Source organism: Mycobacterium sp. NGS35, from assembly GCF_059812855.1.
In genome coordinates, this window is the sequence record NZ_JCALDL010000004.1 from 213,898 (window position 1) to 240,030 (window position 26,133).

Annotated in this window: 23 protein-coding genes; 9 read left to right on the top strand and 14 right to left on the bottom strand. The window is 66.4% G+C overall.

From position 1 onward, the window contains the following. Positions 1–7 precede the first annotated feature (7 nt). From AC5Y4C_RS10155 to AC5Y4C_RS10195, 9 genes are read right to left on the bottom strand one after another with little or no spacing between them, the layout of a single operon-like run. Positions 8–1,078: an acyl-CoA dehydrogenase family protein gene (locus AC5Y4C_RS10155; protein ID WP_499962642.1), complete on the bottom strand. Its 1,071-nt coding sequence runs from the start codon at positions 1,076–1,078 to the stop codon at positions 8–10. Continuing rightward, positions 1,078–2,256: an acyl-CoA dehydrogenase family protein gene (locus tag AC5Y4C_RS10160; protein ID WP_499962644.1), complete on the bottom strand. Its 1,179-nt coding sequence runs from the start codon at positions 2,254–2,256 to the stop codon at positions 1,078–1,080. Before AC5Y4C_RS10160 ends, AC5Y4C_RS10155 begins: the two co-directional genes overlap by 1 nt. Beyond that, a complete protein-coding gene (locus AC5Y4C_RS10165; RefSeq protein WP_499962646.1) occupies positions 2,253–3,170 on the bottom strand; it encodes an acyl-CoA dehydrogenase family protein in 918 nt (305 codons plus the stop codon). Before AC5Y4C_RS10165 ends, AC5Y4C_RS10160 begins: the two co-directional genes overlap by 4 nt. Beyond that, entirely contained in the window at positions 3,167–4,303 is a 1,137-nt protein-coding gene (locus tag AC5Y4C_RS10170) for an acyl-CoA dehydrogenase family protein (protein WP_499962735.1), read from the bottom strand. Before AC5Y4C_RS10170 ends, AC5Y4C_RS10165 begins: the two co-directional genes overlap by 4 nt. Positions 4,304–4,323: 20 nt before the next feature. Next, positions 4,324–5,505 (bottom strand): CaiB/BaiF CoA transferase family protein, encoded by a 1,182-nt coding sequence (locus AC5Y4C_RS10175; RefSeq protein WP_499962648.1) that lies wholly within the window; start codon positions 5,503–5,505, stop codon positions 4,324–4,326. Continuing rightward, positions 5,498–6,424, bottom strand: coding sequence for an SDR family NAD(P)-dependent oxidoreductase (locus AC5Y4C_RS10180; protein ID WP_499962650.1), 927 nt, complete (start codon positions 6,422–6,424; stop codon positions 5,498–5,500). The genes AC5Y4C_RS10175 and AC5Y4C_RS10180 overlap by 8 nt, the downstream gene beginning before the upstream one ends. Then, positions 6,425–8,275 (bottom strand): flavin-containing monooxygenase, encoded by a 1,851-nt coding sequence (locus AC5Y4C_RS10185; RefSeq protein WP_499962652.1) that lies wholly within the window; start codon positions 8,273–8,275, stop codon positions 6,425–6,427. It abuts the gene before it with no gap. Next, the gene (locus AC5Y4C_RS10190; protein ID WP_499962654.1) at positions 8,272–9,687 is read right to left on the bottom strand and encodes an aromatic ring-hydroxylating oxygenase subunit alpha; all 1,416 of its coding nucleotides are present in this window, start codon (positions 9,685–9,687) and stop codon (positions 8,272–8,274) included. The genes AC5Y4C_RS10185 and AC5Y4C_RS10190 overlap by 4 nt, the downstream gene beginning before the upstream one ends. A gap of 12 nt (positions 9,688–9,699) precedes the next feature. Then, positions 9,700–10,545, bottom strand: coding sequence for an SDR family NAD(P)-dependent oxidoreductase (locus AC5Y4C_RS10195; RefSeq protein ID WP_499962656.1), 846 nt, complete (start codon positions 10,543–10,545; stop codon positions 9,700–9,702). A 141-nt stretch (positions 10,546–10,686) separates the two neighbouring features. Between AC5Y4C_RS10195 and AC5Y4C_RS10200 the strand changes: the two genes are divergently transcribed. Genes AC5Y4C_RS10200 through AC5Y4C_RS10220 form a run of 5 tightly spaced genes read left to right on the top strand, consistent with a single transcriptional unit; the run spans position 10,687 to position 16,871 of the window. Continuing rightward, positions 10,687–12,285 (top strand): SMP-30/gluconolactonase/LRE family protein, encoded by a 1,599-nt coding sequence (locus tag AC5Y4C_RS10200; RefSeq protein ID WP_499962659.1) that lies wholly within the window; start codon positions 10,687–10,689, stop codon positions 12,283–12,285. Next, a complete protein-coding gene (locus AC5Y4C_RS10205) occupies positions 12,282–13,019 on the top strand; it encodes a GntR family transcriptional regulator (RefSeq protein ID WP_499909207.1) in 738 nt (245 codons plus the stop codon). Before AC5Y4C_RS10200 ends, AC5Y4C_RS10205 begins: the two co-directional genes overlap by 4 nt. Before the next feature lie 6 nt (positions 13,020–13,025). Beyond that, positions 13,026–14,597 (top strand): AMP-binding protein, encoded by a 1,572-nt coding sequence (locus AC5Y4C_RS10210; RefSeq protein ID WP_499962661.1) that lies wholly within the window; start codon positions 13,026–13,028, stop codon positions 14,595–14,597. A 31-nt stretch (positions 14,598–14,628) separates the two neighbouring features. Beyond that, on the top strand, positions 14,629–15,402 hold the full coding sequence (locus AC5Y4C_RS10215) for an SDR family NAD(P)-dependent oxidoreductase (protein WP_499962663.1): 774 nt from the start codon (positions 14,629–14,631) through the stop codon (positions 15,400–15,402). Continuing rightward, positions 15,399–16,871, top strand: a complete 1,473-nt coding sequence (locus AC5Y4C_RS10220) for an acyl-CoA synthetase (RefSeq protein WP_499962665.1) — start codon at positions 15,399–15,401, stop codon at positions 16,869–16,871. The genes AC5Y4C_RS10215 and AC5Y4C_RS10220 overlap by 4 nt, the downstream gene beginning before the upstream one ends. 41 nt (positions 16,872–16,912) lie before the next feature. Here the strand turns inward: AC5Y4C_RS10220 and AC5Y4C_RS10225 are convergent, their stop codons facing one another. Continuing rightward, positions 16,913–17,794, bottom strand: coding sequence for an acyl-CoA thioesterase (locus AC5Y4C_RS10225; protein ID WP_499962667.1), 882 nt, complete (start codon positions 17,792–17,794; stop codon positions 16,913–16,915). A 111-nt stretch (positions 17,795–17,905) separates the two neighbouring features. Between AC5Y4C_RS10225 and AC5Y4C_RS10230 the strand changes: the two genes are divergently transcribed. From AC5Y4C_RS10230 to AC5Y4C_RS10245, 4 genes are all read left to right on the top strand, one after another. After that, positions 17,906–18,556: a TetR/AcrR family transcriptional regulator gene (locus tag AC5Y4C_RS10230; protein ID WP_499962669.1), complete on the top strand. Its 651-nt coding sequence runs from the start codon at positions 17,906–17,908 to the stop codon at positions 18,554–18,556. A 65-nt stretch (positions 18,557–18,621) separates the two neighbouring features. Next, on the top strand, positions 18,622–19,848 hold the full coding sequence (locus AC5Y4C_RS10235) for an amidohydrolase family protein (RefSeq protein WP_499909219.1): 1,227 nt from the start codon (positions 18,622–18,624) through the stop codon (positions 19,846–19,848). Then, entirely contained in the window at positions 19,845–20,984 is a 1,140-nt protein-coding gene (locus tag AC5Y4C_RS10240; RefSeq protein WP_499962671.1) for an acyl-CoA dehydrogenase family protein, read from the top strand. The genes AC5Y4C_RS10235 and AC5Y4C_RS10240 overlap by 4 nt, the downstream gene beginning before the upstream one ends. After that, the gene (locus AC5Y4C_RS10245) at positions 20,981–22,237 is read left to right on the top strand and encodes an acyl-CoA dehydrogenase family protein (protein WP_499962673.1); all 1,257 of its coding nucleotides are present in this window, start codon (positions 20,981–20,983) and stop codon (positions 22,235–22,237) included. The genes AC5Y4C_RS10240 and AC5Y4C_RS10245 overlap by 4 nt, the downstream gene beginning before the upstream one ends. Positions 22,238–22,257: 20 nt before the next feature. Here the strand turns inward: AC5Y4C_RS10245 and AC5Y4C_RS10250 are convergent, their stop codons facing one another. Genes AC5Y4C_RS10250 through AC5Y4C_RS10265 form a run of 4 tightly spaced genes read right to left on the bottom strand, consistent with a single transcriptional unit; the run spans position 22,258 to position 26,096 of the window. Continuing rightward, positions 22,258–22,689, bottom strand: coding sequence for a lipoprotein LpqH (locus AC5Y4C_RS10250; RefSeq protein WP_499962675.1), 432 nt, complete (start codon positions 22,687–22,689; stop codon positions 22,258–22,260). A gap of 41 nt (positions 22,690–22,730) precedes the next feature. Beyond that, positions 22,731–23,993 (bottom strand): amidohydrolase family protein, encoded by a 1,263-nt coding sequence (locus AC5Y4C_RS10255; RefSeq protein ID WP_499962676.1) that lies wholly within the window; start codon positions 23,991–23,993, stop codon positions 22,731–22,733. Continuing rightward, positions 23,987–25,111, bottom strand: coding sequence for a CoA transferase (locus tag AC5Y4C_RS10260; RefSeq protein WP_499962679.1), 1,125 nt, complete (start codon positions 25,109–25,111; stop codon positions 23,987–23,989). Before AC5Y4C_RS10260 ends, AC5Y4C_RS10255 begins: the two co-directional genes overlap by 7 nt. Positions 25,112–25,115: 4 nt before the next feature. Beyond that, positions 25,116–26,096, bottom strand: coding sequence for an enoyl-CoA hydratase/isomerase family protein (locus tag AC5Y4C_RS10265; protein ID WP_499962681.1), 981 nt, complete (start codon positions 26,094–26,096; stop codon positions 25,116–25,118). Between the last annotated feature and the right edge of the window lie 37 nt (positions 26,097–26,133).

Consider the following 26,133-nt stretch of genomic DNA (forward strand, 5'->3'; position numbering starts at 1 on the left):
CTCCTGGTTATTGATACCGCTGGGCGAGGTGTTTTCGGTGGGCGGCGGGCGAGCCGAACAATGACCGGTTCAGCACGGCACGTTTGAGGTAAGTGTGGATTCCGCTCTCCCACGTGTAGCCGATACCGCCGTGCAGTTGCATTGCCTTACCGACGATGTCGACGGCGGCGGCGCACGTGTAGGCCTTGGCCATCGAGGCGGCGATGCCCGCGTCGGGCGCTTCTTCGGCCACCGCTCCTGCGGCCGCTTCTACGAGCCGGCGAGCCACGGTGGTGTGGACTGCCATGTCCGCGCACGCGTGTTTGACCGCCTGGAACGAACCGATCGGGCGGCCGAATTGGTGGCGGACCCCCGCGTAATTCACTGTGGCCGCCAGCATCGCTTCGGCGAGGCCGAGGCTGTCGCACGCGACGGCGACCGCGGCGCGCTCGTGCAAGCTGCGCACCCGCGCTGCTGCGTCACCGTCGAACCGCGCGAGCGTCGACTCGGCCACCGCGACGTTCGCCGCGGTGACCGTCGCGAGGCGTCGTGTCTCGTCGATGACCGGTTGTGCGGTGATCGTGAGACCGGGTGCATCACCAGGCATGTCGACGATCACCGGCTCGCCAGCCGGGTCGCGAGCGAGCAGCAGAAGCCGCTCGGCGTCTGCGGCATCCGGCGCGAACAGCGACCGGCCGTGAAGTGTCAGGCCGTCTGCGGTTCGAGTGATCTCGAACGGCGGTTCACCGACGAGGTTTTCGTGATCGCTCGAGAGCACGACCGCACTGCGGATTGCCCCCGACACCACGTCTTTGAGCAGAACATCGCGAAACCCGCTGGGCTGCAGCGACTTCAGCGTGGCAACGGTCAGCACGGCACCGCCGAGATAGCCACTGCGTGCCGCGGCTCGGCCGAGTTCTTCGGCCACGACCGCCACCTCGCAAAAGGTGGCCCCCGCTCCCCCGGCGTCGTCGGGCGCCTCGAGCCCCAGCCAGCCGGCCTGTGCCAGCAGCGCCGAATCCGGTTCGCGGTTCTTCGCCAGCAGCTCTCTGGCCACCGAGCGAAGCTCGTCGCGGACATCGTCGTGGACCCGGGGCATCAGATCGCCGCCGGTTCCCGCGGTAAACCCAACCCGCGTTCTGCGATGATGGTGCGCTGGATCTCGCTCGCCCCGCCGGGAATCGTCCACTCCCACGAGCCGATGAAGTCGAGCACCCAGTTGCCCGACTCCCAGCCGCTCGACAAAGGTTTGGCCAGCTGCGTATGGGCGGCCAGGCCGCCCACCTCGGCTCCGAAATCGGTGAGCCTTTGCAGCAGTTCGCTGTAGAACAGCTTGACCATCGAGGCGTCGGCCGGCCCGGCAGTACCTGCCTCGGTCCGCTCCACGAGATCTCGGCACAGCGCGCGCAGCCCGGTGATCTCGGTGTCGAAGTGCGCCAGGCGATCGGCGACCCGCCCGTCGTCGAGAAGTTCCGCCTTCTTGCACGCCTCGACCAGCCACCGGAACCCGGCGTGGCCGAGACGCTCGGCCAGTTCGAGCATCGTGAGCCCGCGTTCGGCGCCCAGCGTCGCCTGGGCCACCTGCCAGCCGGCGTTCTCGGCGCCCACCAGGTTGGTCGCCGGGATCACGACGTCGTTGAGGAAAATCTCGCAGAAATGGGCTTCCCCGGTGGCCTGCCGGATGGGTCGCACGTCGATGCCGGATGTGGACATGTCGAGCAGGAAGTACGAAATGCCATGCCGTTTAGGCGCATTGGAGTCGGTGCGGGCCAGCAGCAGGCACCAGTCGGCGTGCATCCCCCCGCTCGCCCAGAGTTTCTGTCCGTTGACGACGTAGGTGTCGCCGTCCTTGCGCGCGGACGTGCGCAGGCTCGCCAGATCCGAACCGGCTTCCGGCTCGGAAAAGCCCTGCACCCAGATCTCGCCGTCGAGGATCGCCGGCAGGTGCCGGCGCCGCTGCTCGTCGGTGCCCGCTGCGAGCAGGGTGGCTGCGGCGTGGTGGATGCCGACGAACGCGAGCACCAGCCGCGGGGCGTCATGGGCCGCCAGCTCCTGGTACAGGACGATCTGCTGGTCCACCGGCATCCCGCCGCCCCATTCGCTGGGCCAGTGCGGCACCGCGAAACCGGCGCTGCGCAGCTCTTGAAACCACCACTTCTGGAAGCTGACGAATTCGTGGTCGCTGACTTCTGTCTGGGAGCGCCGCCAGTCCGCGGGTATGTGGTCGCGGCACCAGGCGCGAACGCCGGCGCGGAAGTCGTCGAGGCCGGGGTTCACGAGAACAGGCCCGTCAGCCCGTGCCGGCCCAGCCGCCCGGTCAGCAGGTCGCGAGTTGCGGAGAGCCCGAAGGGAAGTCGGCGCAGCGGCTGGCTGTACCGCGACAGCCACGACAGCGTGGTCTCGTCGCAGAATCCGACTGCGCCGTGCAGCTGGTGGCAAACCCGGAACACCACGTCTGCCGCCTCGATTGCGGCAACGCGCAGCGCAAGCGCGTCGTCGAGCGCGTCGACATGGCCCCGGCCGGTGCTGAACAGTGTGTACTTGGCGAGCATCTCGAGCCCGCTGCGTTCGACTTCGGCGTCGGTCAGCTGGAATTGCACCCCTTGAAACGACGAGAGCGGCTGGCCGAACTGCTTGCGCATCTTGACGTGTGCGACAGTCAGTTCCATTGCCCGGTCCAGCATTCCCAGCAACGTCCAGCACGGCAGCACCAGCGCGAGCACGACGTCGCCGGGGCTGGCGTCATCGATGGATGTCAGCTCGAGCTGTGCGACGAACGCTTGGCCGCTGCGCCGTGCGCCACTCACCAGACTGCGATTTCCTGTCAAAGTGGTTACAGCCCAACGGTTTCCAAGACCGGCGACGGCACCAGCCGGATCGTCGTCGGCCACCACGATCAACCCGTCCACGTCGAGGTCTGCCGGTTTGGCCAGTCGTTCTGCGACCGGATACGGCACCGCCCAGTAGCCCGCGCTGCGGCACAGCGCCGCGGCCGCTTCGCATGCGTCGAAATCGCTGCGCGGGTCGAGTTCCCACGCCCCCAGCTCGGCGAGCACCGGAGCGACCAGCGCCTCGCGCGTCTCGGGCTTGGCCTCCGCCTGTTGCACCAACTGGTCACCGCCTGCGGCATCGAACGCTCGACGTGCTTGCCGGCCGTACTCTTTGGCGTCGTCGCCCAAATCGAGGATCATGACGCCGCCAACAGGCTGCGCGCCAACAGGATTCGCTGCATCTCGATGCTGCCCGATGCCACGGTGGCGGCTTGCGAATACCGCCAGTGGTCCTCGACTTCGCTGCGGAAATAGCGCGCGTCGGCGTCGTCACGCGGCACGGCCGCAATGATCTCCATGAGCACCTCGGCGCTGTCCTGGTCCAATCGTGTGACAGCGATCCGGTAGCCCGCGGTGTCAACGGGCTGAACCTGTCCGGCGCTCTGCAGCGACACCACGCGGTAGGCCAGCAATCGGGCCCGGCGGCAGTGGATCAGCATGCGTGCCCAACGGCCCCGCAGTTCAGCGGGCAGAGTCTCCCACCGGTCGCCGAGCACGTCGGGCGCTGCCTGCAGCAGCCGTTCGCAGCGGGCGTAGCGGGCGATACCGACCCGCTCGAATGACAGCACGTCATGCACGATCGACCAGCCGCCGCCCACCTGGCCCAGAACGTCGGCCTCGGTCACCCGCAGCTCGTCGAAGAACACCTCGTTGAGATGGTGCGGGCCGAGCATGGTGCGGATGGGCCTGACCTGTATCGCGGGATCGTCCATCGGCACCAGGAAGATGGTGAGGCCCTGCTGCTTCTTTTCACCTCGGGACGTCCGGGCGAGCAGAAAGCACCACTGCGCCATCGTGGCGTAGGACGTCCAGATCTTCTGGCCGCTGACCCGCCAGCCGTCACCGTCGCGGCGTGCCGCGGTGCGCAGCGACGCGAGGTCGGAACCGGCCTCCGGTTCGGAAAAGCCTTGGCACCAAATCACTTCGCCGCGCGCGATCGGCGGCAGATGCTTGGCCTGCTGCTCGGGTGTGCCGTGCCGCATGATCGCCGGGCCGACCCAGTTCACACCCATGTACTGGGCGCCGCGCGGTTCGTGATGCGCCCACATCTCCTCGCGCACCACAGTCTGCTCCCACACCGACGCGCCGCCGCCGCCGAACTCTTCCGGCCAAGACAGGCACAGCAAGCCCCGCTCGGCGAGCAGCCGGCAGAACCGCTGCGCCACTTCGAGATCTGCTGGATCGTCGGTGAATGCGCCCAGAAAATCCGACGGCACATGGGTTTTGACGAGCTCGCGCAGCTCCGCGCGAAGTTGTGTGGCTTGCGGTCCCATCTCGAAGTCCACGGCCGCTCCTACCCTGACCCCAACACAGGTTCGGCGTCGGCCCCGATACCGAGTTCGTCGAGAACCTCGGCGGTGTCGGCACCCAACTCGGGAGCGGGGCCGGCCACCCGGCCCGGGGTGCGGGAAAACCACGTCGGCACACCGGGAAACCGCACGGGGCCCTGCGATGTCTGCACCGTCTCGAACAAGCCGACCGCGTTCAAGTGCGGATGGTCGAACAAGGAGTCCGGCGTGTGGATAGGCGCGGCCGGGATTTCCAGTTCGGCGAACAGCGCAAGCCATTCGTCGGTGGTCCGTTGCGTCATGGTCTCGGCCACCAGCGCGTACACCGTGTCGATCTGGCGTGCGCGCCGCTCGAGCGTGGCGTACAGGTCGCCGGCCCACGGCGGCTTCACCGCGTCCACGAACGCGTTCCAGTGCTTGTCGTTGTAGATCAGCGCGGCGATGTAGCCGTCGCTGGTGCGGTACGGCTTGCGGTTGGGCGCCACGGTGCGTGGATAGACGGCAGGCCCCAGCGGCGGGTCGAACATCGCGCCGTTGGCATGCTCGACGAGGATGAACGAGGCCATGGTTTCGAACATCGCGACCTCGACCTCCTGGCCCTCGCCGGTGCGCTCGCGGTGAAAAAGCGCCATCATCGTCGCGTAGAGCGCGGTGAGCCCAGCAACCTTGTCCGCCATGATCGTTCCGACGTAGTTCGCTTCTCCGGTCAGCTGCTGTTGTACGGCCGGCAGCCCGCATTCGGCCTGGATGGTGTCGTCGTAGGCGGGACGGTCACGGTCCGGACCGCGGCGGCCGTAGCCATAGCAGTTGGTGTAGACGACGGCCGGATTGATCGCGGCGACGTCTGGATAGCTGAAACCGAGCTTGGCGATGGCCTTGGCGCGCATCGAGTGGATGAACACGTCGGCGGTCTCGATCAGCTTGCGCAACGCGCGTTTTCCGTCGTCGGTGCGCAGGTCCAGCACTACGCTGCGCTTGCCGCGGTTGACGTTGACGAACACCCCGCTCATGGCCGGAGCGGGCCCCACCGAGATGTAGCGGGTGTTGTCCCCTTCTGGCGGTTCGACTTTGATCACGTCGGCGCCCATGTCGGCCATGATCTGCGTGCAGTACGGGCCCATCACCATCGCGGTGAGGTCGATGACGCGCACCCCGGCCAGCGGGCCCGTCGACCCGGGACTAGCCATGGTGGGCTTCCTGCCGGCCGGCCATCGCGAAGCTGTAACGGACGTGGTCGCCATGGCCGTCGGGCACGACGGGAAAAATCACCGGGTCGGTTGCGTCGCGGATGACGTCGATGTATTCGGCGACGTCTTCCACCGTCCACGACGGCCGGTATACCCCCGGCGTCTCGACGATCATCGCTCGGGCCACTCGGCCGGCGAGCGCGACGAGCATTTCGCCGGTGAGCGAGCATGTTTCGTGTGCCAACCAGCCCACGACCGGCGCCACCAGGTCCGGGCCCATCGGCGGATAGGCCGACGTGTCGATGCCCTCGGCCATTCTCGTCACCGCTGCCGGAACAATCACATTCGACGTCACGCCGTGCGGTGCTCCCTCCAGCGCCGCGACGTTCGACAATCCGATCAGCCCGGCCTTGGCTACGGCGTAGTTGGCCACCGCGTGGTTCCCGTACAGGCCACCGATCGACGACGTGAGCACGATGCGCCCGTAACCGGACCCGCACATCACCGGAAACGCCGGCCGCACAACATGAAACGCGCCTTTGAGGTGGACGTCGACGACCGCGTCGAAATCTTCGTACGTCATTTCGCACAGCGAGGCGCGCCGGACGATGCCCGCATTGTGGATCACGACGTCGATGCGGCCGAAGTGGTCGAGGGCGGTCTGGATGATCGCCTTACCGCCCTCCGGTGAGGCGACCGAATCGGTGCTTGCAACGGCTCGACCGCCGGCCGCTTCGATTTCGGATACCACCCCGGCGGCGGGTCCGTCGTCGATCCCGTTGCCGGACAAGCTGACTCCGGGGTCGTTGACCACCACCTTCGCGCCGCGCGCGGCCAGCAGCAGCGCGTACGCCCGGCCCAGCCCCCGGCCGGCGCCGGTGACGACGGCGACGCGATCGTCGAATCTGTGTTCTGGCATCTAGTTTCCGAGAACCAGGCCGTCGAGATCGCCCATGTCGCGCCAGGCCTTCAGCAGGTCGCCGAAAGCATAGAAGCCGGGCGAATACGGCTCACCGATGGCAGACCGGATGCCTTCTCCGCCGCCGCCTCCTTCGTTGTTGTAGTAGCCGGGCGTACAGGACACCGCAAACTCCGACATGTCCACCGTGAGTTCACGAATCGTCGTGACCCAATCGTCCTGAGCCTCCTGGCTGGGCTCGACCGTTGTCACGCCGCGGGCAATTGCTTCGGAGATGATGTAGGCGATGTGCTCGGCCTGCTGCTCGAACATCGCGGTGGTGTTGCCTGACACGCCACCCTGGATGAAACCGGTGAAGAACTGATTCGGGAAGCCCACACTCGTCATCCCGTGCAGCGACTTGTAGCCGTCGCGCCAGTGGTCGAACAATGACAGGCCGTTGCGGCCCTCGATCGCGTCAATGGCGTAGCGCCGGCTGATCTCGGTGGTGATCTCGAAGCCGCTGGCCCAGATGATGCAGTCGACCTCGTACTCGATCCCGTTGGCCACGAGCCCTTTCTGGGTCACCCGTTCGACCCCTTTGCAATCCGAGACGTCGACCAGCGTCACGTTCGGTCGGTTGAAGGTGGCCAGATACTCGTCGCTGCTGCACGGCCGCTTACACATGAAGCGGTAGTACGGCTTGAGCGCCTCGGCGGTCACCGGGTCGTCGACGACGTCCTCGACGTGGCGCCGCAGGCGCTCCATGACCTTGTAGTCCTCTTCCTCCCGGATGGCCATGATCTGCTCGACCGTCAGCGACGTGGGGTCCTCGAAAGCAGCGATGCGCGCGGTCAGGTTGCGCCCCAACTCAGTCCAGAAGTCGCAGACCAGATCCGGCTCGTCGAACACCGCGCCCTCGCCCAACGGGGACCAGCGGTGGAAGTTGCGCTTGCGTTCCTCCTGCCAGCCCGGTTGCAGGGAGGCCGCCCACTGCGGATCGGTCGGCGTGTTGGCTCGCACGTCCACCGATGACGGCGTGCGCTGAAACACGTAGAGGTGCTGAGCATCCCGGCCCAGATGCGGAACCAGCTGCACACCGGTGGCCCCGGTGCCGACCAGCGCGACCCGCTTGTCGTTCAGTTTGTGCAGTCCGCCGTTGGCGTCGCCGCCGGTGTATTCGTAATCCCAACGAGCCGAGTGGAACTGGTGCCCCTCGAAATCCGTGATGCCGGGAACGCCGGGCAGCTTCGGACGGTTGAACGATCCCTGCGTCATGACGACAAAGCGTGCCCGGATGTCGTCACCGCGGTTGGTACTCAGCCGCCAGCGGTTCGCCGAGTCATGCCAACGCATCTGGCAGACCTGCGTCGAGAAGATCGCTCCGTCGTACAGTCCGAAGTGTTTGCCGATGTTGCGGCAGTGCTGGAAGATCTCTGCGCCGTCCGCGAACTTCTTCGACGGCATGAAGCCGAGCTCCTCGAGCATCGGGATGTAGCAATACGCGTCGTTGTCGCATTGGATACCGGGGAAGCGGTTCCAATACCAGACACCGCCGAAGTCGCCGCCCATCTCGATGATGTGCACATCGTCCACGCCGGCCTTCTTCAGGTAAGCGCCCGCGAGCAAGCCGGCGATCCCGCCGCCGAGCACCGCGACCTCGATGTCCGCGTTGATCGGGTCGCGGGGCGTCACCGGCGTGTACGGGTCGACTTCGTAGAAGTCGGCGAACTCGCCCTTCAGCTCCAGGTATTGCTTGCTGCCTTCCGGCCGTAACCGCTTGTCGCGCTCGTAAAGGTATTTCTGCCGCAGCGCCTCGATGTCGATGTCGTCGGGCGTCTCGGTGGGCCCGCAGGTGTCGAACATTGTCATGTGTGAGCTTCTCCTTCGCCGTCCGCTTTCCACGCAAGCGGCTCCTGAGCGAGTTCGCGTGGTGCGCCGGTCCCCATGTATTTGGACAGCTGATAGTGCAGATTCACGGTGCTGCGTTCGCGATACGGATTGGGCATGGTGCCCGGGAAGCCAAGGGATTTCATCCCTTGTTGCACCGCAGCCATGTTCGAGAAGTCCTGCGGCAGCACCGAGCGCCAGCGCGGATCGCCCACCGGGGTGTACTCCCATTCCGTCTGCGGCTCTTGCCCTTTGGGGTACAGCTCGAACACCGACACTTCGAAGATGCACTTGTTGGGGTCGTAGCTGGGATGCGGTCGGGCGCTGTAGCACAGCGCACTGGTCAGGCCCTGGCCGATCTGGAAGTTCGGGAAGATCTGCCAGGCTGTCCCGCTCTGGCCCAGCACATCCGGCGGGATCGTCGGCCAGAACACCCCCCGGGCCTCGTCGTCGCGGCGGGCAGAATCCAGCCAATGCGCCAGCACCTTGTCGGCCGGGGTGCCCTCCGGAAGCTCGTCGACCAGCCGCAGCGCGGCGTTCACCAGCGTCTGCGTGGTGGTGGCGTTGGTCTCTTCCATTGTGTAGACCTGCATTTCGGCGGTCGACACCCGCGGATCCTTACCGGTGCCCAACCGGATCTTGGACTTGGTCTCCTCGAGATCCTCAGGCGCGTCGTAGCCGATGTTGCTGTGCTTGCCTTGCGCTTTGGCCCAGCCCTTGAATTCGCCGAACCTGTTGAATTCCGGATGGGTGGTGTAGACGTGGTAGGTCTCGTTGAAGGCCTCCAGTGCGACCTTCCAGTTGCAGTCGAAGTACAACCACTTGCGCCACTTGTAGCGCATGTTCTCCAAGCCGAACGGGTCGAGGATCTTCGCGGCCGGGAACAGGTAATCCATCAGCGGCTCGCACTCGGGATCCATGTTGATCCACAGCCATCCGCCCCACGTGTCTACCCGGACCGTTGCAAGGTGCGTGTTCTGCGGTGTGAGCGCGCCTTTCCAGTCGTCGCGCTCGCGGATGTACGTGCAGGCACCGTCGAGCCCGTAAGTCCAGCCGTGGAACCCGCAGACAAAGGACTTGCGGGTGCGGCCGACCGCATTCTTGGCGCCGTCAGGAGTGTCGATTAGCCGCCGGCCCCGGTGCATGCAGACGTTGTGGTGTGCCGCGAATTCGTCGGGCCCGACTCGCACGACGATGATCGAATCGTCGAGGATGTCGTAGGTCAGATAGCTGCCCACGTCGGGAAGTTCTTCGACACGGCCGACTTGCAGCCAGACCTTGCGCCAGAGCTTGTCACGTTCGGCCCGGGCATAGTCCTCTGAGATGTAAGCCTCCACGCCGATGGTCATCGGCTCTGACAGTTCTTCTGCCGCTTGACCATTGGGTTCTGCCATCACAGCCTCCTTTCAGGGTCGACTGATTGCGCTGCGGAACGACTCGTCCTTCAAGAAGAGCGAGGTGTTGTCGGCGCCGAGGTGGCTCCAGCGCAGGCTCAGACCGCCGTCGACGAGAAAGGTCTGCCCCGTGATGTAGCTCGACAAATCCGACAGTAAGAACAAGATGACGCCGGCCTGCTCCTCCGGCCGGCCACGCCGACCCATCGCGATCGCGCGACGGTCCCGTTCCGGATCGTCGTCGACATAGGTGCGTGACGCCGCCGTCTCGGTCACCCCGGGCGCCACGGCGTTGACCCGGATGCCGTCCAGGGCGAGTTCGACCGCCATGGTGCGCGTCATCGCCGCGACCGCCGCCTTGGCTGTTCCGTACGCGATGTGAAACGGCGCGGTGTTCATGCCGCTGATCGACGAGAGCGACACGATGGATCCGCCAAGCCGATTCGCCCGCAATTCGGCGGCCACGGCTCGACTCATGAAGAACGCAGTCTCGAGGTTGGCGGTGAACAGTTGCCGCCAGTCCTCGCGAGTGACCCTGGTCGACGGCATCCATGTCTGCGGCGCAGCGCCGCCGGCCACATTCACCAGTCCGTAAAGAATGCCCTCGGCCCGGCATGCATGCTCGAGTACTGCGTTGATGCCGTCGTCGGTCGACACGTCGGCGCACACCGGGAGCACCGCGAGTCCTTGACGCGCCAGCGGGACGACGTGCTCGTCGAGATTGTCTTTCGACCGACTCACCGCGATCACGGTCGCGCCTGCCTGGGCGGCCATCCGCGTGATGGTCGTCCCGATGCCACCGCCGCCGGCGCCGGCCACCACCACGATGCGGCCGGCGAGGCTCAGCAGCTCAGCCATCGACCAATTTGTCCGGACAACATATCGTGCTCTGCATATTGCAGAACACTATTCCGCAGCGGCAACGATGGCGTCAAGGTCGTCTGACATGCTTACTGCGCCTATTGTCTGGACTAGAAGCAATTGATAGCGTCAGATGCCATGTCGCTGAATGGCAACCGCTACCCCGTCGCCGTGACGCCGGATGTGGCGCCGGGCTGGCGACTGGAGCGGGTGACCGGGCCGAGCCGGCTGTTCGGTGCCAACGGCCTGCGCACCGGCCGCGACGGCCGGGTCTACGTCGCCCAGGTGACGGGAAGCCAGATCAGCGCGCTGGACCTCGAGACCGGAGCGCTGGATACGGTGACCGCGACGGGTGGCGACATCATCGCCCCCGACGACGTCGCGTTCGATTCGCGCGGGAATCTGTACGCCACCGAGGTGATGGACGGCCGGGTGAGCATGCTGGACACGCGCGGCCGCGCCAAGGTCCTCCGCGACGACTTGCCGTCGGCCAACGGCATCACCGTGTACCGGGACCGGCTGTTCATCGGAGAATGCCGTGAGGGCGGGCGGCTGCTCGAGCTCGATCTGGACGGCGGCCAGCCGCGTGTGCTGGTCGAGAACATGCCGCTGCTCAACGCCATGGAGGTGGGGCCCGACGGCCTGCTGTACTTCCCCGTGATGGGCGCGAATGAGATCTGGCGTATCGACCCGGACGGTGGTGCGCCACAACGGGTCACCGCAGACCTTGGCGTCCCCGACTCGGTGAAGTTCGACTCCGAGGGCTACATCGTGTCCACCCAAGTGGCCAGCGGCCAGGTGCTGCGCATCGACCCGCGCACGGGTGAAAAGTCGCTGCTCGCCCAGCTCGATCCCGGGCTGGACAACTGCACCTTCGTGGACGGCCGGCTGCTGGTGTCCAACATCGGCGGCGAGATCACCGAGGTTCTCCCGGGTGGCGAAGCGCGCACGCTGCTGCCGGGCGGCTTCAACTGGCCGCTGGACCTCGCGGTCGCTGACGACGGCCGACTGTACGTGGCCGACGGCACCTACTTCTACGTCGTCGGCTCCGACGCAAGCCTGCAGACCGTCGGCATGTTGTTCTCGCCGGGTTATCCCGGCTTCGTGCGGGGCGTGGCAGCTGTGGGCGCCGGTGAGTTCGTCGTGACGACGTCAGGTGGCCAGGTATCGCGCTACCGGCCGGCGATGAGCGAAACCGACGTTCTGGCAGACGGATTCGACCAGCTGTACGGCGTGGCCATCGGACCGGGCGGCATCGTGGTCGCCGAGTTGGGGACCGGACGCGTGTTGTCGGTCGACGCGGGCAATGTCGACGTGCTCGCGTCGGGCCTGCACGACCCTGTGGGCGTGGCGATCGCCCCTGACGGCGGCGTGCTGGTCGCCGAGTCGGGCGCCGGGCGCGTCGTGCGGTTGAGCGGTTCGGGCGTAGAGACCGTCGTCGACGAATTACACACTCCCCAAGGCATTCTCGTGGCCGGACAGCGGCTCTACGTCGTCGACGCCGGCGCCAAGACCGTCGAAGAATTCGACCTCGCGGCGCCATTTCGCCAGACGATAGCGGCCGGGTTGCCGATCGGCCCGCCGCCCGGTGTGGTGCCCAAGCCACTCAAGGGCTTGCCGCCGTTCTCCGGACCCCAGGGTCCGTTCGCGGGAATCGCCGTCGGACATGACGGCACACTTTTCGTTTCTGCCGACGGGGACGGCAGCGTGCTGGCGTTGCGCCGGGCCGAAAGATGACGCTGTCGCCGACCGAGCACCGCTACCTCCAGGTGGCGCGCACCCTGCGGAAGGAGATCGTCGACGGCGTTTACCCGGTGGGTTCGCAGCTGCCCACCGAACACGAGCTGTGCGAGCGATTCGCAGTCAGCCGCTACACCGTTCGGGAGGCGCTGCGGCGGCTGCGCGAAGACAACCTCGTGGCCTCGCGGCCGCGAGCAGGCACCTTGGTGGTGCCCCGCCCGGCGTCGAATTCCTATGCGCAAGACGTGATGTCGATAGACGACTTGATCGCGTTCGCGGCCGGCACCCAGTTCACCATCGAGTCGAACGCACCGGTGACCGTCGACGACGAACTGGCTGCCCGCACCGGACTCGCAGCCGGCACCGAGTGGCTGGCCGTGGCCGGCTACCGGCAAGGCGACGGCGCCTCTGCACCGATCTGCCGCACCGAGTACTTCATCAACCGCGCGTTCGCGGCGGTGGGCCGGCTGCTGCAACGCCACACCGGCCCGATCTTTCCGCTGATCGAAGATCTTTTCGGAGTGAGCGTCGTCGAAGTGCATCAACAGATCTCGGCGGTGGTGATCTCCCCCGAGCTTGCCGAAGGCCTGAAGGTCAGCACGGGCAGCGCGGCACTGGAGATGCGCCGCACCTATACCACCTCCGACGGCGAGGTGGCTCAGGTGACCATCAATACCCACCCGGCGTCACGGTTCCGGCACTCGATGACCATGCGCCGGGTGAAGGGCTAGCCCGGCGTGGCCGCGGCCGACATCCACGCCCGAGGTGGGGCGGTGCGCACCACGCTCGCCGACTCACTGCGCGAGGCCGCTTGCATCACGCCGCGCCGGATTGCCCTGATCGACAATGACATTCGCATCGACTGTGCGAGCCTGGAACGTCAGGCCAGCGCGTTGGCACAGACCATGCTGACGCGCTTACCACCGGCGAGTGTGGTCTCGTTCATACTGCCGAACTGGCACGAGGCGGCGGTGGTCTACCTCGCGGCGACCGTGGCCGGGATGGTCGTAAATCCGATTTTGCCGTCGCTGCGCGACCATGAGCTGCGGTTCATCCTCACGGATTCCCAGAGCCGGATGGTCTTCATCCCAGCGCACTTCGGCGGTTACGACTACGCGGCGATGCTGACTCGGGTCAGCGCGCACCTGCCGTCCGCGCCGGAGGTCGTCGTGGTGCGCGGGGAGCCGTCGGGACACACACCGTACCCGTCGCTGTTGCGCGGCGCCGACGCGCAGCTGCCGGCTCTGGATCCCGATGCGGTGCAGATGATCCTCTACACGTCCGGAACCACCGGGCGCCCGAAAGGGGTTCTGCACAGCCATAACTCGATCCATGCGCTGATCTGCCAAATACGGGACTATTGGATGGTGAGCCCGGGAGACCGGTTCCTGGTGCCGTCCCCGATCGCTCACATCGGCGGGTCGATCTATGCATTCGAATGCCCGCTGCTGCTGGGCACCACCGCGGTGCTGATGGATCGATGGAATCCGGATGTCGCGGTGACGCTGATGCAGCGGGAGCGCTGCACGCACATGGCGGGAGCCACTCCGTTTTTGGATCGCTTGCTCGCCGCGGCCGGCCGCGCACGCACCCGACTTCCAGATCTCAAGGTGTTCATCTGTGGCGGCGCAGCTGTCTCGCCTGAGTTGATTCGAAGGGCCGCTTCGTATTTCGACCGGGCTGTGGTCACCCGTGTCTACGGTTCGACGGAGGTGCCGGTGACGACGGTCGGCTCGCCAGAGCCCGGCGACATCGACCATGCGGCGGACACCGACGGGCGCCCCGGCATCGCCGACGTCAAGCTGGTCGACCACGACGCTGCCCCCGCCGGCTGCGGGGAAATCTGTGTCCGCGGCCCGCAGATGCTGGTCGGTTATCTGCATCCAGAAGACAACGCCGACGCGTTCGACGCCGAGGGATATTTCCGCACCGGCGATCTGGGCTGCTGGGTCGACGGCGACTACCTGGTGGTGACGGGGCGGGCGAAGGACATCATCATCCGCAATGGAGAGAACATCTCCCCGAAAGAAGTCGAGGACATCTTGGCCCGCTATCCGGGCATCGCCGAGGTGGCGGTGGTCGGGCTGCCCGACGAGCGCACCGGCGAGCGAGCCTGCGCGGTGGTGGTGCCGGCGGGAGGCGCCGTCATGCCCGGCGTCGCGGAATTGGGCAGCTTTTTGGCCGATCATGGGGTGGCTCGGTTCAAAGCGCCCGAGCAAGTGGTGATGTGGGAATCACTGCCGAAGAACGACGCGGGAAAGGTGCTCAAGCACCAGATCCGGGCGGCGCTCATCGAGACATCGCGATGAGCGCTTGCGCAAAGAGCAGAAGGGGCCGGCTGTGCAGGTAGCGATCGTCACCGGGGCAAGCAGCGGGATCGGATTCGGTTGCGCGGTCAAGCTGGCCGAAATGGGGATGGCGGTGCTCGGTGTCGGTCGTGACCAGAGCAGGCTTGCTGACTTGGAGAACGCAATCGACGGCCCCGGACGTGTCGCGACGCTGGCCGTCGACGTCACCGGCGACGACGCGCCGCGCCGGATTGTCGAAGACGCCGTCGAACGGTGGGGGCGCATCGACTTCTTGGTCAACAACGCAGGCCTCGGCAGTCCCAAGCCACTGCACGAGACCGACGACGCGACACTCGACTCCTTCCTGGACGTGATGCTTCGCGCACCGTTCCGGCTGGCGCGAGATGTGTTGCCGCACATGCAATCCGGGTCGGCGATCGTCAACGTGACGTCGACGTTCGCGGTGGTGGGCGGGCTTCGCGGTGGCGCCTATTCGGCGGCCAAGGGCGGGCTGACGGCACTGACCTTGCACATCGCATGCCAGTACGGCCCGCAAGGCATCCGCTGCAACGCCGTGGCACCGGGGGTGACGCTGACGCCGATGGTGGCGCACCGGCTGCAGGACGAGCGGTTCCGCAAGATCAATGTCGAGATGACGCCGTATCCGCGGCTCGGCCGCGTGGACGACATTGCGAGCACCGTGGCGTTCTTGTGTTCGGAGGGTGGCAGTTTCATCAACGGGCAGACAATCGTCGTCGACGGCGGCTGGAGTTCCACGAAGTACCTGTCGGACTTTGCGCTGAACTCGGAGTGGACGCAACGGTGAATCTCTTTGCGCTGCTGGACCAGGCGGCGTCACGGTTCGGCGACCGGGGCGCGGTCTACCACGGTGATCACTGCCTGAGCACCTGGAGCGAGTTGCGCGACCGCGCATTGCGCCTGGCCGCGTCGATCGCCGCGGTGGCGGGTCCGGGGGCACGCGTGGCGATCGCCAGCGAGAACCGTCCGGAGATCGTCGAGCTGATGTTCGGTATCTGGGCGGCCGAATGTGTGGTGGTTCCGGTCAACTACAAGCTTCATCCGCGCGAGATGGTGCAGATTCTCGAAGATGCCGGTGCCGTGCAGGTGTTCGCGTCGGCGAAGATTGCCGCCGAATTGTCGTCCGTCAGTGCCGTTCCGGTCGAAGTCGTTGGTAGCGAGGGGTATTCGCGGTGGCTGTCTGCAGACCATGCTGCGCCGCCGGTGACGGATCCGTCGGCGCTGGCGTGGCTGTTCTACACCAGCGGAACCACCGGCCGGTCCAAAGGCGCGATGCTGTCCCACCGCAACCTGATGGCGATGACGGTTGCCCATCTCGCGGATTTCGATTCACCCGACGAGAACTGCAGCTTGGTGCACGGCGCGCCGATGTCGCACGGCTCCGGGCTCTACATCCCTCCGTACGTGTTACGCGCGGCGCGCCAGGTGATTCCGCAATCGGGTGCATTCGACCCCGACGAGTTCCTCGATCTGTGCGAGCACCATCCCGGCTGCAGCGCGTTCCTCGCGCCGACGATGGTGCACCGTCTGGTGCAGACAGGACGACCCCGCCCACGCAATCTGCGGACGGTGGTCTACGGCGGCGGCCCCATGTATGTCGACAGCCTGAAGAAGGCGATGTCGGCGTTCGGACCGATCTTCACCCAGCTGTATGGGCAGGGTGAAGCGCCGATGACGATCACCGGCCTGCGCCGAGCCGACCACCTGAATGCTGACGACGCCGTCCTGGGGTCGGTCGGATATCCCCGGTCCGGTGTCCAAGTCGCGGTCCTCCGAGACGACGGCACGCCGGCTGACATCGGCGAGATCGGCGAAATCGTCTGCCGCGGAGACGTCGTGATGTCGGGCTATTGGAACAACCCGGCCGCCACCGCCGCCACGCTGCAGAACGGTTGGCTACGCACCGGCGACATGGGTTCGTTCGATGCCCGGGGTTATCTGACGCTGCGCGACCGCTCCAAAGACGTGGTGATCAGCGGTGGCAGCAACATCTACCCGCGCGAGGTCGAGGAGGTGCTGGTGGCGCATCCCGGTGTCGCCGAGGCAGCCGTGGTGGGTGCACCTGACGAGGAGTGGGGTGAGGTGGTGGTGGCGTTCGTGGTGGGCGATGTCGACCCGGCGGAACTGGACGCCCACCTGCTCGAGCGCATCGCCCGGTTCAAGCGGCCCAAGCGCTACGTGTTCGTCGACGAGCTGCCGAAGAACAGCTACGGCAAGGTGCTCAAGCGCGAACTGCGCGCGATTTCGGCGCGCTGAACGATACTCAGCGTCGGAAAGCGCGCCGAAATCACCGCGGGCTAGAGGCGCGCTTGCTCTTTGATCGCGGTGTCGGTGGTGCGCAGCGGACGGATCATCGCGTCCTGCGTGAACGACGCAATCAGCTCCCCCTCCTCGGTGTGCACGGTGCCCCTCACATAGGACATGCCCGCGCCCACCTGTGTGCTCTCGTGGCTGTAGAGCAGCCATCCGTCCCAGCGCACCGGCTCGTGGAAGCTGACGGTGATCGTCATCGGCGCCGTCGACACCGTGAGGTGAGCCTGGCTGGTCCCGATGCCCTCATGCGCCCGCATCGTGGTCGAAATACCAAGGTGGCCGGTGAAATACGCGATCAACGCCTTGGCCAGATCATCGCGGGCGGGAATCGGGTCGTAGTGCAGCCACGCGTACAACTCGGGCGGCCCCACTTCGTCGGGACTGTTGACGTCGACCACGTCGACGAGGCGCAGCTGCCGTCCGATCATCGGCATCTCGGAGTGGTTCGCCTCGGTCGGCGCCGCGACCTGGGGCCGCGGCAGATGGTGGCGGATCACGTCGTCCGACGGCACGTCGGCGAACACCGTGAACGTCATGCAGCGCTTGCCATTCTGCTGCGCCGACACGACAGCGGTGGCGGTGGACCGGCCCTCGTGCACAACGTCGACGATCAACTCGACCGGAGTACCGACCAGCACGGCACGACTGAAAACCCCGTGCACCGAGCGCACCGACTTGTCCGAAAAGCGTTTTGCCACAGCAACAATCGACTGCGACAGCACCTGGGACCCTTCGACCACCTGGCGTTGGTCGTCACCGGCGATGCCCGTCGGGGCGGTGAAGCGATTCTCGCCGCTCGGCTGCACGTCGAACAACTCGAGCAGGCCGGTGACCGACCATTGCGTCTGCCCTGAATCCGTCGTCATGTCTTCCTCACTCGTCGACCCATTGCGCACCGGAGCAACACAGTACCTAGAGCGTGGACGAAGCGGTAACGTCATTCTCATACCTGTAGTGCTGACGTGAAGGGTGAGCCGATGGCGAAGCCGACCGGTCAACCGACGGAGACCGGAGCCGGTCGGTCCGCGACACCTGATACCGAGTCGCGCGCGAGCCGGTTCATGAAGTCCGCGTTGGCCATTCTGGGCGAAACCGGGCGCACGGATTTCACCGTGCTCGAGGTCGTGGAGCGGTCGAAGACCTCACTGCGGTCGTTCTATCAGCACTTCTCGTCCAAGGACGAGCTACTGCTGGCGCTGATCGACAAGATCATGGCCGAGTCCACCGGCAGGTGGCGCGAGGAGACGGCGAACCTGGAAAGCATTGCCGCGCTGCGTCTGCTCGTCGACCGGATCTGCGCGCCCGCCGCGTCGCACACCCAGGACAGCATCAACCGGGGCCTGACCTTCTACAACGACCATCTGGCCGAGACCCGCCCGGGCGAATACGCGCGCGTGCTGCTGCCGCTGCACCAGTTGATCCAGGACATCCTGCGCCGAGGCATCGCCGAAGGCAGCATCCGCGCTGAGCTCGACGTGGAGACGACGGCCGCGCTGATCATGCAGACCGTGTTGGGCGCGATGCGACTGCGGGTGCTCGGCGCGGAACTCAACGGCGTCCCGATCGACTCCGACCACATCTTCGAGTTCTGCGTGCACGGCATCGGCCGCGGCGCGGACCGCAGCTGACTGGCTGGTCCATGCGTGGTAATGTCATTACCACTTTCGACTAACGAGATTTTCAGGAGACGGTCATGGCAGCCCGGCAGCTTCCCTTCCCGGTGTTCGACGCCGACAACCACTTCTACGAACCGAAAGAGGCGCTGACCAAGTTCTTGCCCGACCATCGCAAGAACGTCATTGACTACATCGAGGTGCGGGGCCGCACCAAGATCATGGTGCGTAACCAGGTCAGCGACTACATTCCGAACCCGACCTTCGAGGTCGTCGCCCGCCCGGGCGCCCAAGAGGAGTACTTCCGCCACGGCAGCGGCGGCAAGAGCTTCCGCGAGGTGATGGGCAAGCCGATGAAGGCGATCCCGGCGTTCCGTGAACCCGCGGCCCGGCTGGAGGTCATGGATTCACTGGGACTCGACTACTCGCTGATGTTCCCGACCCTGGCGAGCCTGGTCGAGGAGCGGATGAAGGACGATCCCGAGCTCATCGCCGACGTCATCCACGCGCTCAACGTATGGATGTACGAGACGTGGCAGTTCAACTACCAAGACCGGATCTTCTCTACGCCGGTCATCAACCTCGGCATCATGGACCGCGCACTCGAGGAACTCGAGTGGTGTCTGGAGCGTGGCGCCAAGACGGTGCTGGTGCGGCCTGCCCCGGTGCCCGGCCTCAAGGGCACTCGGTCGTTCGGGCTTCCCGAATTCGACCCGTTCTGGGACGCGTGCGTGAAGGCAGGCATTCCGGTGTCCATGCACGCGTCGGACTCCGGTTACGCCGAGTACCTCAACGACTGGGAGCCCGCCGACGAGTACCTGCCGTTCAAACCGACCGCGTTCCGGATGGTGTCGATGGGTAAGCGGCCGATCGAGGACTCGATGGCGGCGCTGGTCTGCCACGGTGCACTGACCCGCAATCCCGATCTGCGCGTGCTGTCGATCGAGAACGGCGCGGACTGGGTGCCGTACCTGTTCAAGCAGTTCGACGGCACCTACAAGAAGATGCCGCAGGAGTTCCCGGAGAACCCGATCGAGGCGTTCAAGCGCTGTGTGTATGTGGCGCCGTTCTGGGAGGACGACTTCAAGCAGATGGCCGACCTCATCGGCGTCGATCGGGTGATCTTCGGTTCCGACTGGCCGCATCCCGAAGGCCTCGCCGAGCCGACCAAACTCATCGACGATCTGGCCGGCCTCGATGAAGAGGGTCAGCGGAAAGTCATGGGCGGCAACATGATCGAGCTGTTCAAAGTGCCCAACGAGATCGTCCACAACCCGGACGTGCCGCCGCTGGTCATTCCCGCATGAGCGATGTCGCCAACCCGGAGCTGCTGCTCTTCGCATCGACGGCCCAGTCTTTCCTGGAGAAGGAGGCATCTCTTAGCCGAGTTCGCGAGCTGCACACTGCCGGCGCTTCATTCGAGCCCGAATGGTGGCGGCGCGCAGCGGAATTGGGCTGGGCGAGCCTGCTGGTGCCCGAGGAGCTGGGCGGGGGAAGCGTGTCCGGAAACGGTGTCGAGGACCTGGCCGTCGTCGCGGAGCTGATCGGTAAGACCGTCGCACCAGGGCCGTTGCATCCGGTGAGCACAGTACTGGCCGGCCTCGTCGAGGCGAGCGAAAACGCCCGTCACGCAACGACGATCGAGGCGCTGATGTCCGGGGAGGCACTTGCGTCGTGGGCGGTGTACGAACCGGGCAGACCGTGGGCGCCGCTGCAGGCGACGGTGACGGCCACCCCGACGTCGTCGGGATTCCGTATCGATGGCGTCAAGGATCGCGTCGAGGCAGGCGCGGAGAGTTCGCTGTTTCTCGTCGTCGCGTTGTGCGACGGAGCCGTCCGCCAGTTCCTGGTTCCCGCCGATGCGCCGGGTGTGCGAGTCGAGCCGCAGCGCTCCGTTGACCTGGTGAAGCGTTATGCCCGAGTCGAATTCGACGGCGTGCAGGTTGACGAATCGGCGGCGGTCGGCACACCGGCGCAGACCGCTGCGCTCATCGAGCGGCAGGCCCAGATCGCGCAGGTACTGCAGTGCGCGGAGGTGGTCGGCATCCTTGACACCGTGGTCGGCTTCACTATTCAGTGGGCATTCGACCGGTATTCGTTCGGCCGCCCACTGGCGTCCTACCAGGCGCTCAAGCATCGTTTCGCCGATCTGAAGATCGGGCTGGAGGCCTGCCGTGCCGCCACGCGTGCGGCTGTCCGCGAGGTGTCGCGGCGGTCGGCGGGGGCCGAGATGGCGGTCAGTGTCGCGAAATCGTATGTGGGTGAACGGGCACCGGCGATGGTGCAGGACTGCGTCCAGCTGCACGGCGGCATCGGCGTGACCTGGGAGCATGATCTGCACCTGTTTTTGCGGCGCGTCACCTTGTACCGCTCGATGTTCGGCACCCCGGAGGATCACAATCTGCGTGTGTACGCGCTGACGCGACAATTGGAGTCGGCATGACCGAGACGGCATCGGCACCGCCACCGGTCAGGGAGACGGTAGACGAATTCGCCGCCCGGGCGCGGGCGTGGCTGGCGGAAAACATGCCGCGGATCGATCCCGACAAGCCGCCCGGCGTCGAACGCGGCGAAGAAGTGCCATGGCTGCGGGCGCGAGAACTTCAGAAGCGGCTGTACGAAGGTGGATTCGCGGGCATTTGCTTCCCGCGGCAATACGGCGGACTCGGTTTGCCGATCGAGTACCAGAAGGCATTCGACGCGGAAACCCGCTCCTACGAAATGCCGATCATCCTCAACACGCCCACGTTCACAATCTGCTGTGCCACGATTCTCGACACCGGCAGCGAAGAGCAGAAGCGTCAGCACATTTCGGCTGCGATCCGTGGCGAGGAAGTGCTGGTACAGCTGTTGTCCGAACCCAGCGGCGGCTCCGATCTCGCCGGCGTGATCACCCGGGCTGACCGTGTGGGCGACAAGTGGGTTATCAACGGCGCCAAGACATGGAGCACCAGTGCGTTCGCCGCAGACTACGGACTGCTGCTGGCGCGCACGGACTGGGACGTGCCCAAGCACGAGGGCCTAACGATGTTCTTGGTGCCCATCAAGAGTCCCGGAATCACATTGCGCCGCATCAAGCAGGTCAACGGCTCACAGGAGTTCTGCGAAGAGTTCTTCGACGGACTGGAAGTCGGGGACGACGCGGTCGTCGGCGAAGTGAACAACGGCTGGAGCGTCGCATCGCGGCAGCTGTACCATGAGCGCAGGGCTGTCGGAGGCGGGTCCGAATTCGCAAGCGGGATCGGCGCGGAGGGCACGACGGACGTACCGGTGGACTTCGCGGCACTCCTGGAAGCGTTGGGACAAACCGACAATGAGCGACTGCAGGAGATAGCGGGCCGCGCACTGGTTCACCGCGCCGTGCAGGAGCAGCTGATCGACCACATCTATCACGCCGTGAACGACGGCTCCCTGCCGCCGGCGGCCGGCTCGATCATCCGGATCACCCACGCCGAGACGCATCAGCTCGAGATCGACACCGCGATGGCGATCGCCGCAAGTGGCGGCGTGGTGGATTGCGGCGACGGCTTGATCCGCTTCGGCGAGCGTTTCCTGTCGCGGCAGACCGCCTCACTGGGCGGCGGCACCACCGAGGTGGCCCGCAATGTGATCGGCGAACGCGTCTTGGGATTTCCGCGCGAATATGCGGCCGATCGCGGTGTGCCGTTCAAAGAGGTTCGGCGCAACCGCAGCTGAGCGCCCGCCACCCTCGGCCTTCAGCAGGTCGCGACGATCTTGAACGTGGCGGTCGCCGGCTCGCTGGGCTTGGACGTGTTGAAACCTTGGGCTGTGCCGCTGATGGTGAAGGTCTCGGAGCCGAAGCTGGCGCTGGCGTCACCGCCGTCGCCTTTGGAGTACGTGCCGGTGAAGCCACCCAAGTTCACGATGTGCACCGACTCGGCAGTCAACTTGTCACCGGTCCGGTTGACCATCGCCTTCACCCCGGAGACGCTCTGGTCGCCGATCGAGATGGTCCAATACCATTGCTGCTGAATGCAATTCACGGCCTGTCTACTGGCGACCGTATTGCCGTTGACGGTCACCGACGCCTGGCTGGGGTGATTCGGCTGCTTGTCCGACGAGCAGCCGGAAAGACCGGCGACGACGAGCACCGCCGCGGTCGCCGCCAAGGCGATCCGATTCTGCACTCGGGCAGAATACATTTCTGATCTTCCGTGCGCACCGGTCTTCAGCGGGCTTCGACGATCTCGCCGCCGACGACCGTGGCCGCCACCATGTCCGAGGAGAGCGTCCCCAAAGCGTCCTGCGGCGCGGCGGCCAGGATGCATAGGTCGCCGGGCTGCCCGGGCTCGACGCGTCGCGGCTCGGACGGACTATCCGGTGAGCCGAGGAACATCCGCAGCGCCCGCAGCGCACCGACGCGTTCATGCGGTCCGAGCACCTGACCTGCCGGCGTGGCACGAGCCACCGCGGCGCGCATCGCCGCCCAAGGGTCCAGCGCGCCGAACGGCGCGTCGGTGCTGCCGGCGACCCGGATGCCGGCCCCCATCAGCGAGGCCACACGCCACAGTTGGCAGTGCTCGTCGACCGGGATGTCGGTTCGATACTCGTCGCCTCGTTCACCGATGAAGTTCGGCTGGGTCACCACCGTCACACCAAGACTCGCGAGTTCGGCGAGGCATGCGTCGGGCACCATCGCGGCGTGTTCGATGCGGTCGCGGGCATGTGCGCCGGCGGCGCGCAGCGCGGCCATGGCGACCACGAGCTGGGCTGCGGTGACGCAGTGGATGGCGACCGGCACCCCGGCATCATGACAGCCGGCGATCCACGCGGTCAGCCCGTCGACGTCGAGGTCGTCGTCGTGCAGAATCTTCTTGCCCGGAGCCAGAAACCGTACACGCTGCCTGAGAGCTGTTGTCAGGCTGGCCATATCGCCGGGCTCGAGGTCAGGGGTGGCGTCGGTGACGCCGGTGACGCCGTAGTGTGCCAGCTGTCGACTCAGCGCCTCGAGATTGTGGGTGCGGCGCGGCACGGCGTCGAGACCAGGATCGGTGCTCGGAATGCGGCCGTCTGGATGGTCCGGGTAGCCGATGCCTTGCAGCGCAGCAGTGTTCAGTATCCACAGGGCGCCGCTGCGATGTTGGACGCGAAGCGGAACGTCTGGGCGCAGGGTGTCGAGCATCGCTCGAGTCAACGAGCCCGCCATTGATTCGTGGTAGCCGACCACGCGGATCCAGCCGTCACGATGCGGTGTCGCCGCCGCGATGGTGTCGGCGAATCCCCTTCCGGCGACGACCGAGTCGAGCACGGCGGCAGCGGCCCGCAGGTGCAGGTGGTGATCATGCAGCCCTGGCAGCACAGCGCCCGCTCGGGCGTCGACGACGGTCTCGCCGGGTCGGGCGGGCAGAGTTGGTGCGACGTCGGTGATCTCATGGTCGACGCGGACGTCGACGACCCGACCGTCGAACAGAGCCGCCCGCCGTATCAGCATGCGACGAGCCGCGTCTCGACCAGTTCGCACACGAGGGCATTGTCGGCTCCCAACTCGTGGGCGGGTTCTGTTGACAGCGCCGGACTCTCGGGTGCGACGGCCTCGACCGGCCCGCCCGGGACAGGGGCGTACGTCGCCGCAACCGTTGCCATCGCAACGTCGGCGACCACGCCACCGCCGTGTGCCAGCGCCTCGAGCACCGTCGCGGTGGCGGTCAGCCCGGTCAGCGGATCGGCGATCGCGTCGCCGCAGAAGACGGGGCCGTCTGCGCCGGTGTTGACCAGTCCCCCGGCGACGGCGGCGTCGTCACCGAATGCCGTCCGGTCCGGATGCGCGGCGCCATATCCGCTGATGCGCAACCAAATCCGGCCGGCCCGCGATGGGACAGCCTCAGCGGACAGCCCGTGGCGTGCGAGGGCCGACGGCCTGGACCCTTCGATCACCACATCGGCGGCCCGAAGCAGCCGGGCAAGATCAGGTGAACCGAAATACGTTGAGTAACAAAGCTTCTCGCTGTTCATCCAGGCGAAGAAGCGCGGGTCGCCGCGGCGGGTGCCGTCCGGACGCGCGGAGGATTCGACCTTGACGACGATGGCACCTGCAGCGGCAAGCAGCCGGCCGCAGAGCGGGCCGGCCCACATCGAAGACAGGTCGACCACCAACAGCTCGGTGATCGAACGCGTCGACGCGGTGTCGTGGGGTACCACAGTCGGTGCGCTCGCGCGGACTTCACCGAGCACGGCGACAGGCAGGTCGAGCAGCCTGGCGCGGGCCGCGAACTCGGCGGCCTCGGAGGCGGCGACGGCGGCGGTCAGCGCAGGCCACGGATCGGCGCCCACGTCGGGCGACTCGAGCAACGCGGGCACCACGTCGAGGTCGTCGGGGCGGCTGAGCGTCAATGCACACCAGCCGTCGCGGGCTTTGAGCAGTCGGCTTGCGCCACCGGACGAAATGCGTGTCGGCGGTCCTAGACCCAGCAACGCCGCGCGTCCGGTGATGATCTCGTCGGCGTCGAGCTGCACCGGGCGCCCGCCCAGTGCCGTCACGCGCTCGGCCACAGTGGCGGCGATCTGCCGCGCCTGCGACACCAGCGACACCGGCAGCGTGAACGAGCTCATGGCTTCATTGTGTAACCGCGTCAACCAGTCCCCATTCGAGTGCCGTTGCGGCCGTCAGCACGTGACCCGACAACACGAGGTATGCCGTCCGCCAGCGGCCGATCCGCCGGGTGATGCTGACCATGCCGCCCGCGCCCGGAATCAGTCCGATGGCCAACTCCGGCAGGCCTATTCGCGATTCGCGGTGCGCCTCGACCCGGCCGCAGAACGCAGCCATCTCCAGGCCGCTGCCCAGCACCTGCCCGTGGACGCGGGCGACCAGGCGCTTTCCTAGTCGGGTGGCGAGATCGTCGAGGGCGCGCGCCGGACTGTGGCGGGTCCTGGCGAGGTGTGCGGTGGCGGGATCGTCGAACGATCCGAATTCGGCGAGGTCACCGCCGCTGCAGAACGACGGCCCCTGCCCCGCCAGCACCACCTCCCGCACCGCCTCGTCGACACGTGCGACGGCCAGCGCATCGAGAAGCGCGGCGCGCATGTCAGTGGAGAACGCGTTGTGCCGCTGTGGCCGGTTCAGCCAGATGACCAGCGAGTCGCCATGGCGTTCAACGAGAACCGGTTCGGCAGTGGTAGGCATCGCGGCGGGACCCCGGGCTTGCAGCCACTCGGCGAACTCGCGCCCGGACTGCAGCGTCGAGTAGGCCAGCGACTCGGTGACCAGTCCGCTCCACAGCGGCGCGCCGGGATCGATCGCCCGCACCACGTCGTCACATACCGCGGCGGCCTGAGGCCACCGCTCGATGCGCTGCTCGAGCTCCGCAACGGCGGCCTGGACCGAGTGCACGGTGATCACCCGGCGATCCGCCACCTCGTCGTCGGTGAGGGTGAACGTCGCGTTCTGCACCCACGCTGGCCGAGCCGCTATGTCAGCTGCCGACCCGACCGCGATCACCGGACCAGACGGCTCAGCGACGTCGTTACCGGCCGTGGAGCCCAACTCGACGACCCTCAACCTCAGTGAGGAGGCGTTGTCCGGATCAAGGTTCATCGCCCGCGAACATACGGTGTCGCGCTTGCAGATGTGG

Coding starts and splice junctions, on each gene's coding strand:
- AC5Y4C_RS10155 (WP_499962642.1), bottom strand. CDS start 1,078: ATGCCCCGGGTCCACGACGATGTCCGCGACGAGCTTCGCTCGGTGGCC.
- AC5Y4C_RS10165 (WP_499962646.1), bottom strand. CDS start 3,170: ATGATCCTCGATTTGGGCGACGACGCCAAAGAGTACGGCCGGCAAGCA.
- AC5Y4C_RS10170 (WP_499962735.1), bottom strand. CDS start 4,303: ATGGGACCGCAAGCCACACAACTTCGCGCGGAGCTGCGCGAGCTCGTC.
- AC5Y4C_RS10175 (WP_499962648.1), bottom strand. CDS start 5,505: ATGGCTAGTCCCGGGTCGACGGGCCCGCTGGCCGGGGTGCGCGTCATC.
- AC5Y4C_RS10180 (WP_499962650.1), bottom strand. CDS start 6,424: ATGCCAGAACACAGATTCGACGATCGCGTCGCCGTCGTCACCGGCGCC.
- AC5Y4C_RS10185 (WP_499962652.1), bottom strand. CDS start 8,275: ATGACAATGTTCGACACCTGCGGGCCCACCGAGACGCCCGACGACATC.
- AC5Y4C_RS10190 (WP_499962654.1), bottom strand. CDS start 9,687: ATGGCAGAACCCAATGGTCAAGCGGCAGAAGAACTGTCAGAGCCGATG.
- AC5Y4C_RS10195 (WP_499962656.1), bottom strand. CDS start 10,545: ATGGCTGAGCTGCTGAGCCTCGCCGGCCGCATCGTGGTGGTGGCCGGC.
- AC5Y4C_RS10200 (WP_499962659.1), top strand. CDS start 10,687: ATGTCGCTGAATGGCAACCGCTACCCCGTCGCCGTGACGCCGGATGTG.
- AC5Y4C_RS10205 (WP_499909207.1), top strand. CDS start 12,282: ATGACGCTGTCGCCGACCGAGCACCGCTACCTCCAGGTGGCGCGCACC.
- AC5Y4C_RS10225 (WP_499962667.1), bottom strand. CDS start 17,794: ATGACGACGGATTCAGGGCAGACGCAATGGTCGGTCACCGGCCTGCTC.
- AC5Y4C_RS10230 (WP_499962669.1), top strand. CDS start 17,906: ATGGCGAAGCCGACCGGTCAACCGACGGAGACCGGAGCCGGTCGGTCC.
- AC5Y4C_RS10235 (WP_499909219.1), top strand. CDS start 18,622: ATGGCAGCCCGGCAGCTTCCCTTCCCGGTGTTCGACGCCGACAACCAC.
- AC5Y4C_RS10240 (WP_499962671.1), top strand. CDS start 19,845: ATGAGCGATGTCGCCAACCCGGAGCTGCTGCTCTTCGCATCGACGGCC.
- AC5Y4C_RS10245 (WP_499962673.1), top strand. CDS start 20,981: ATGACCGAGACGGCATCGGCACCGCCACCGGTCAGGGAGACGGTAGAC.
- AC5Y4C_RS10255 (WP_499962676.1), bottom strand. CDS start 23,993: ATGCTGATACGGCGGGCGGCTCTGTTCGACGGTCGGGTCGTCGACGTC.
- AC5Y4C_RS10260 (WP_499962679.1), bottom strand. CDS start 25,111: ATGAGCTCGTTCACGCTGCCGGTGTCGCTGGTGTCGCAGGCGCGGCAG.
- AC5Y4C_RS10265 (WP_499962681.1), bottom strand. CDS start 26,096: ATGAACCTTGATCCGGACAACGCCTCCTCACTGAGGTTGAGGGTCGTC.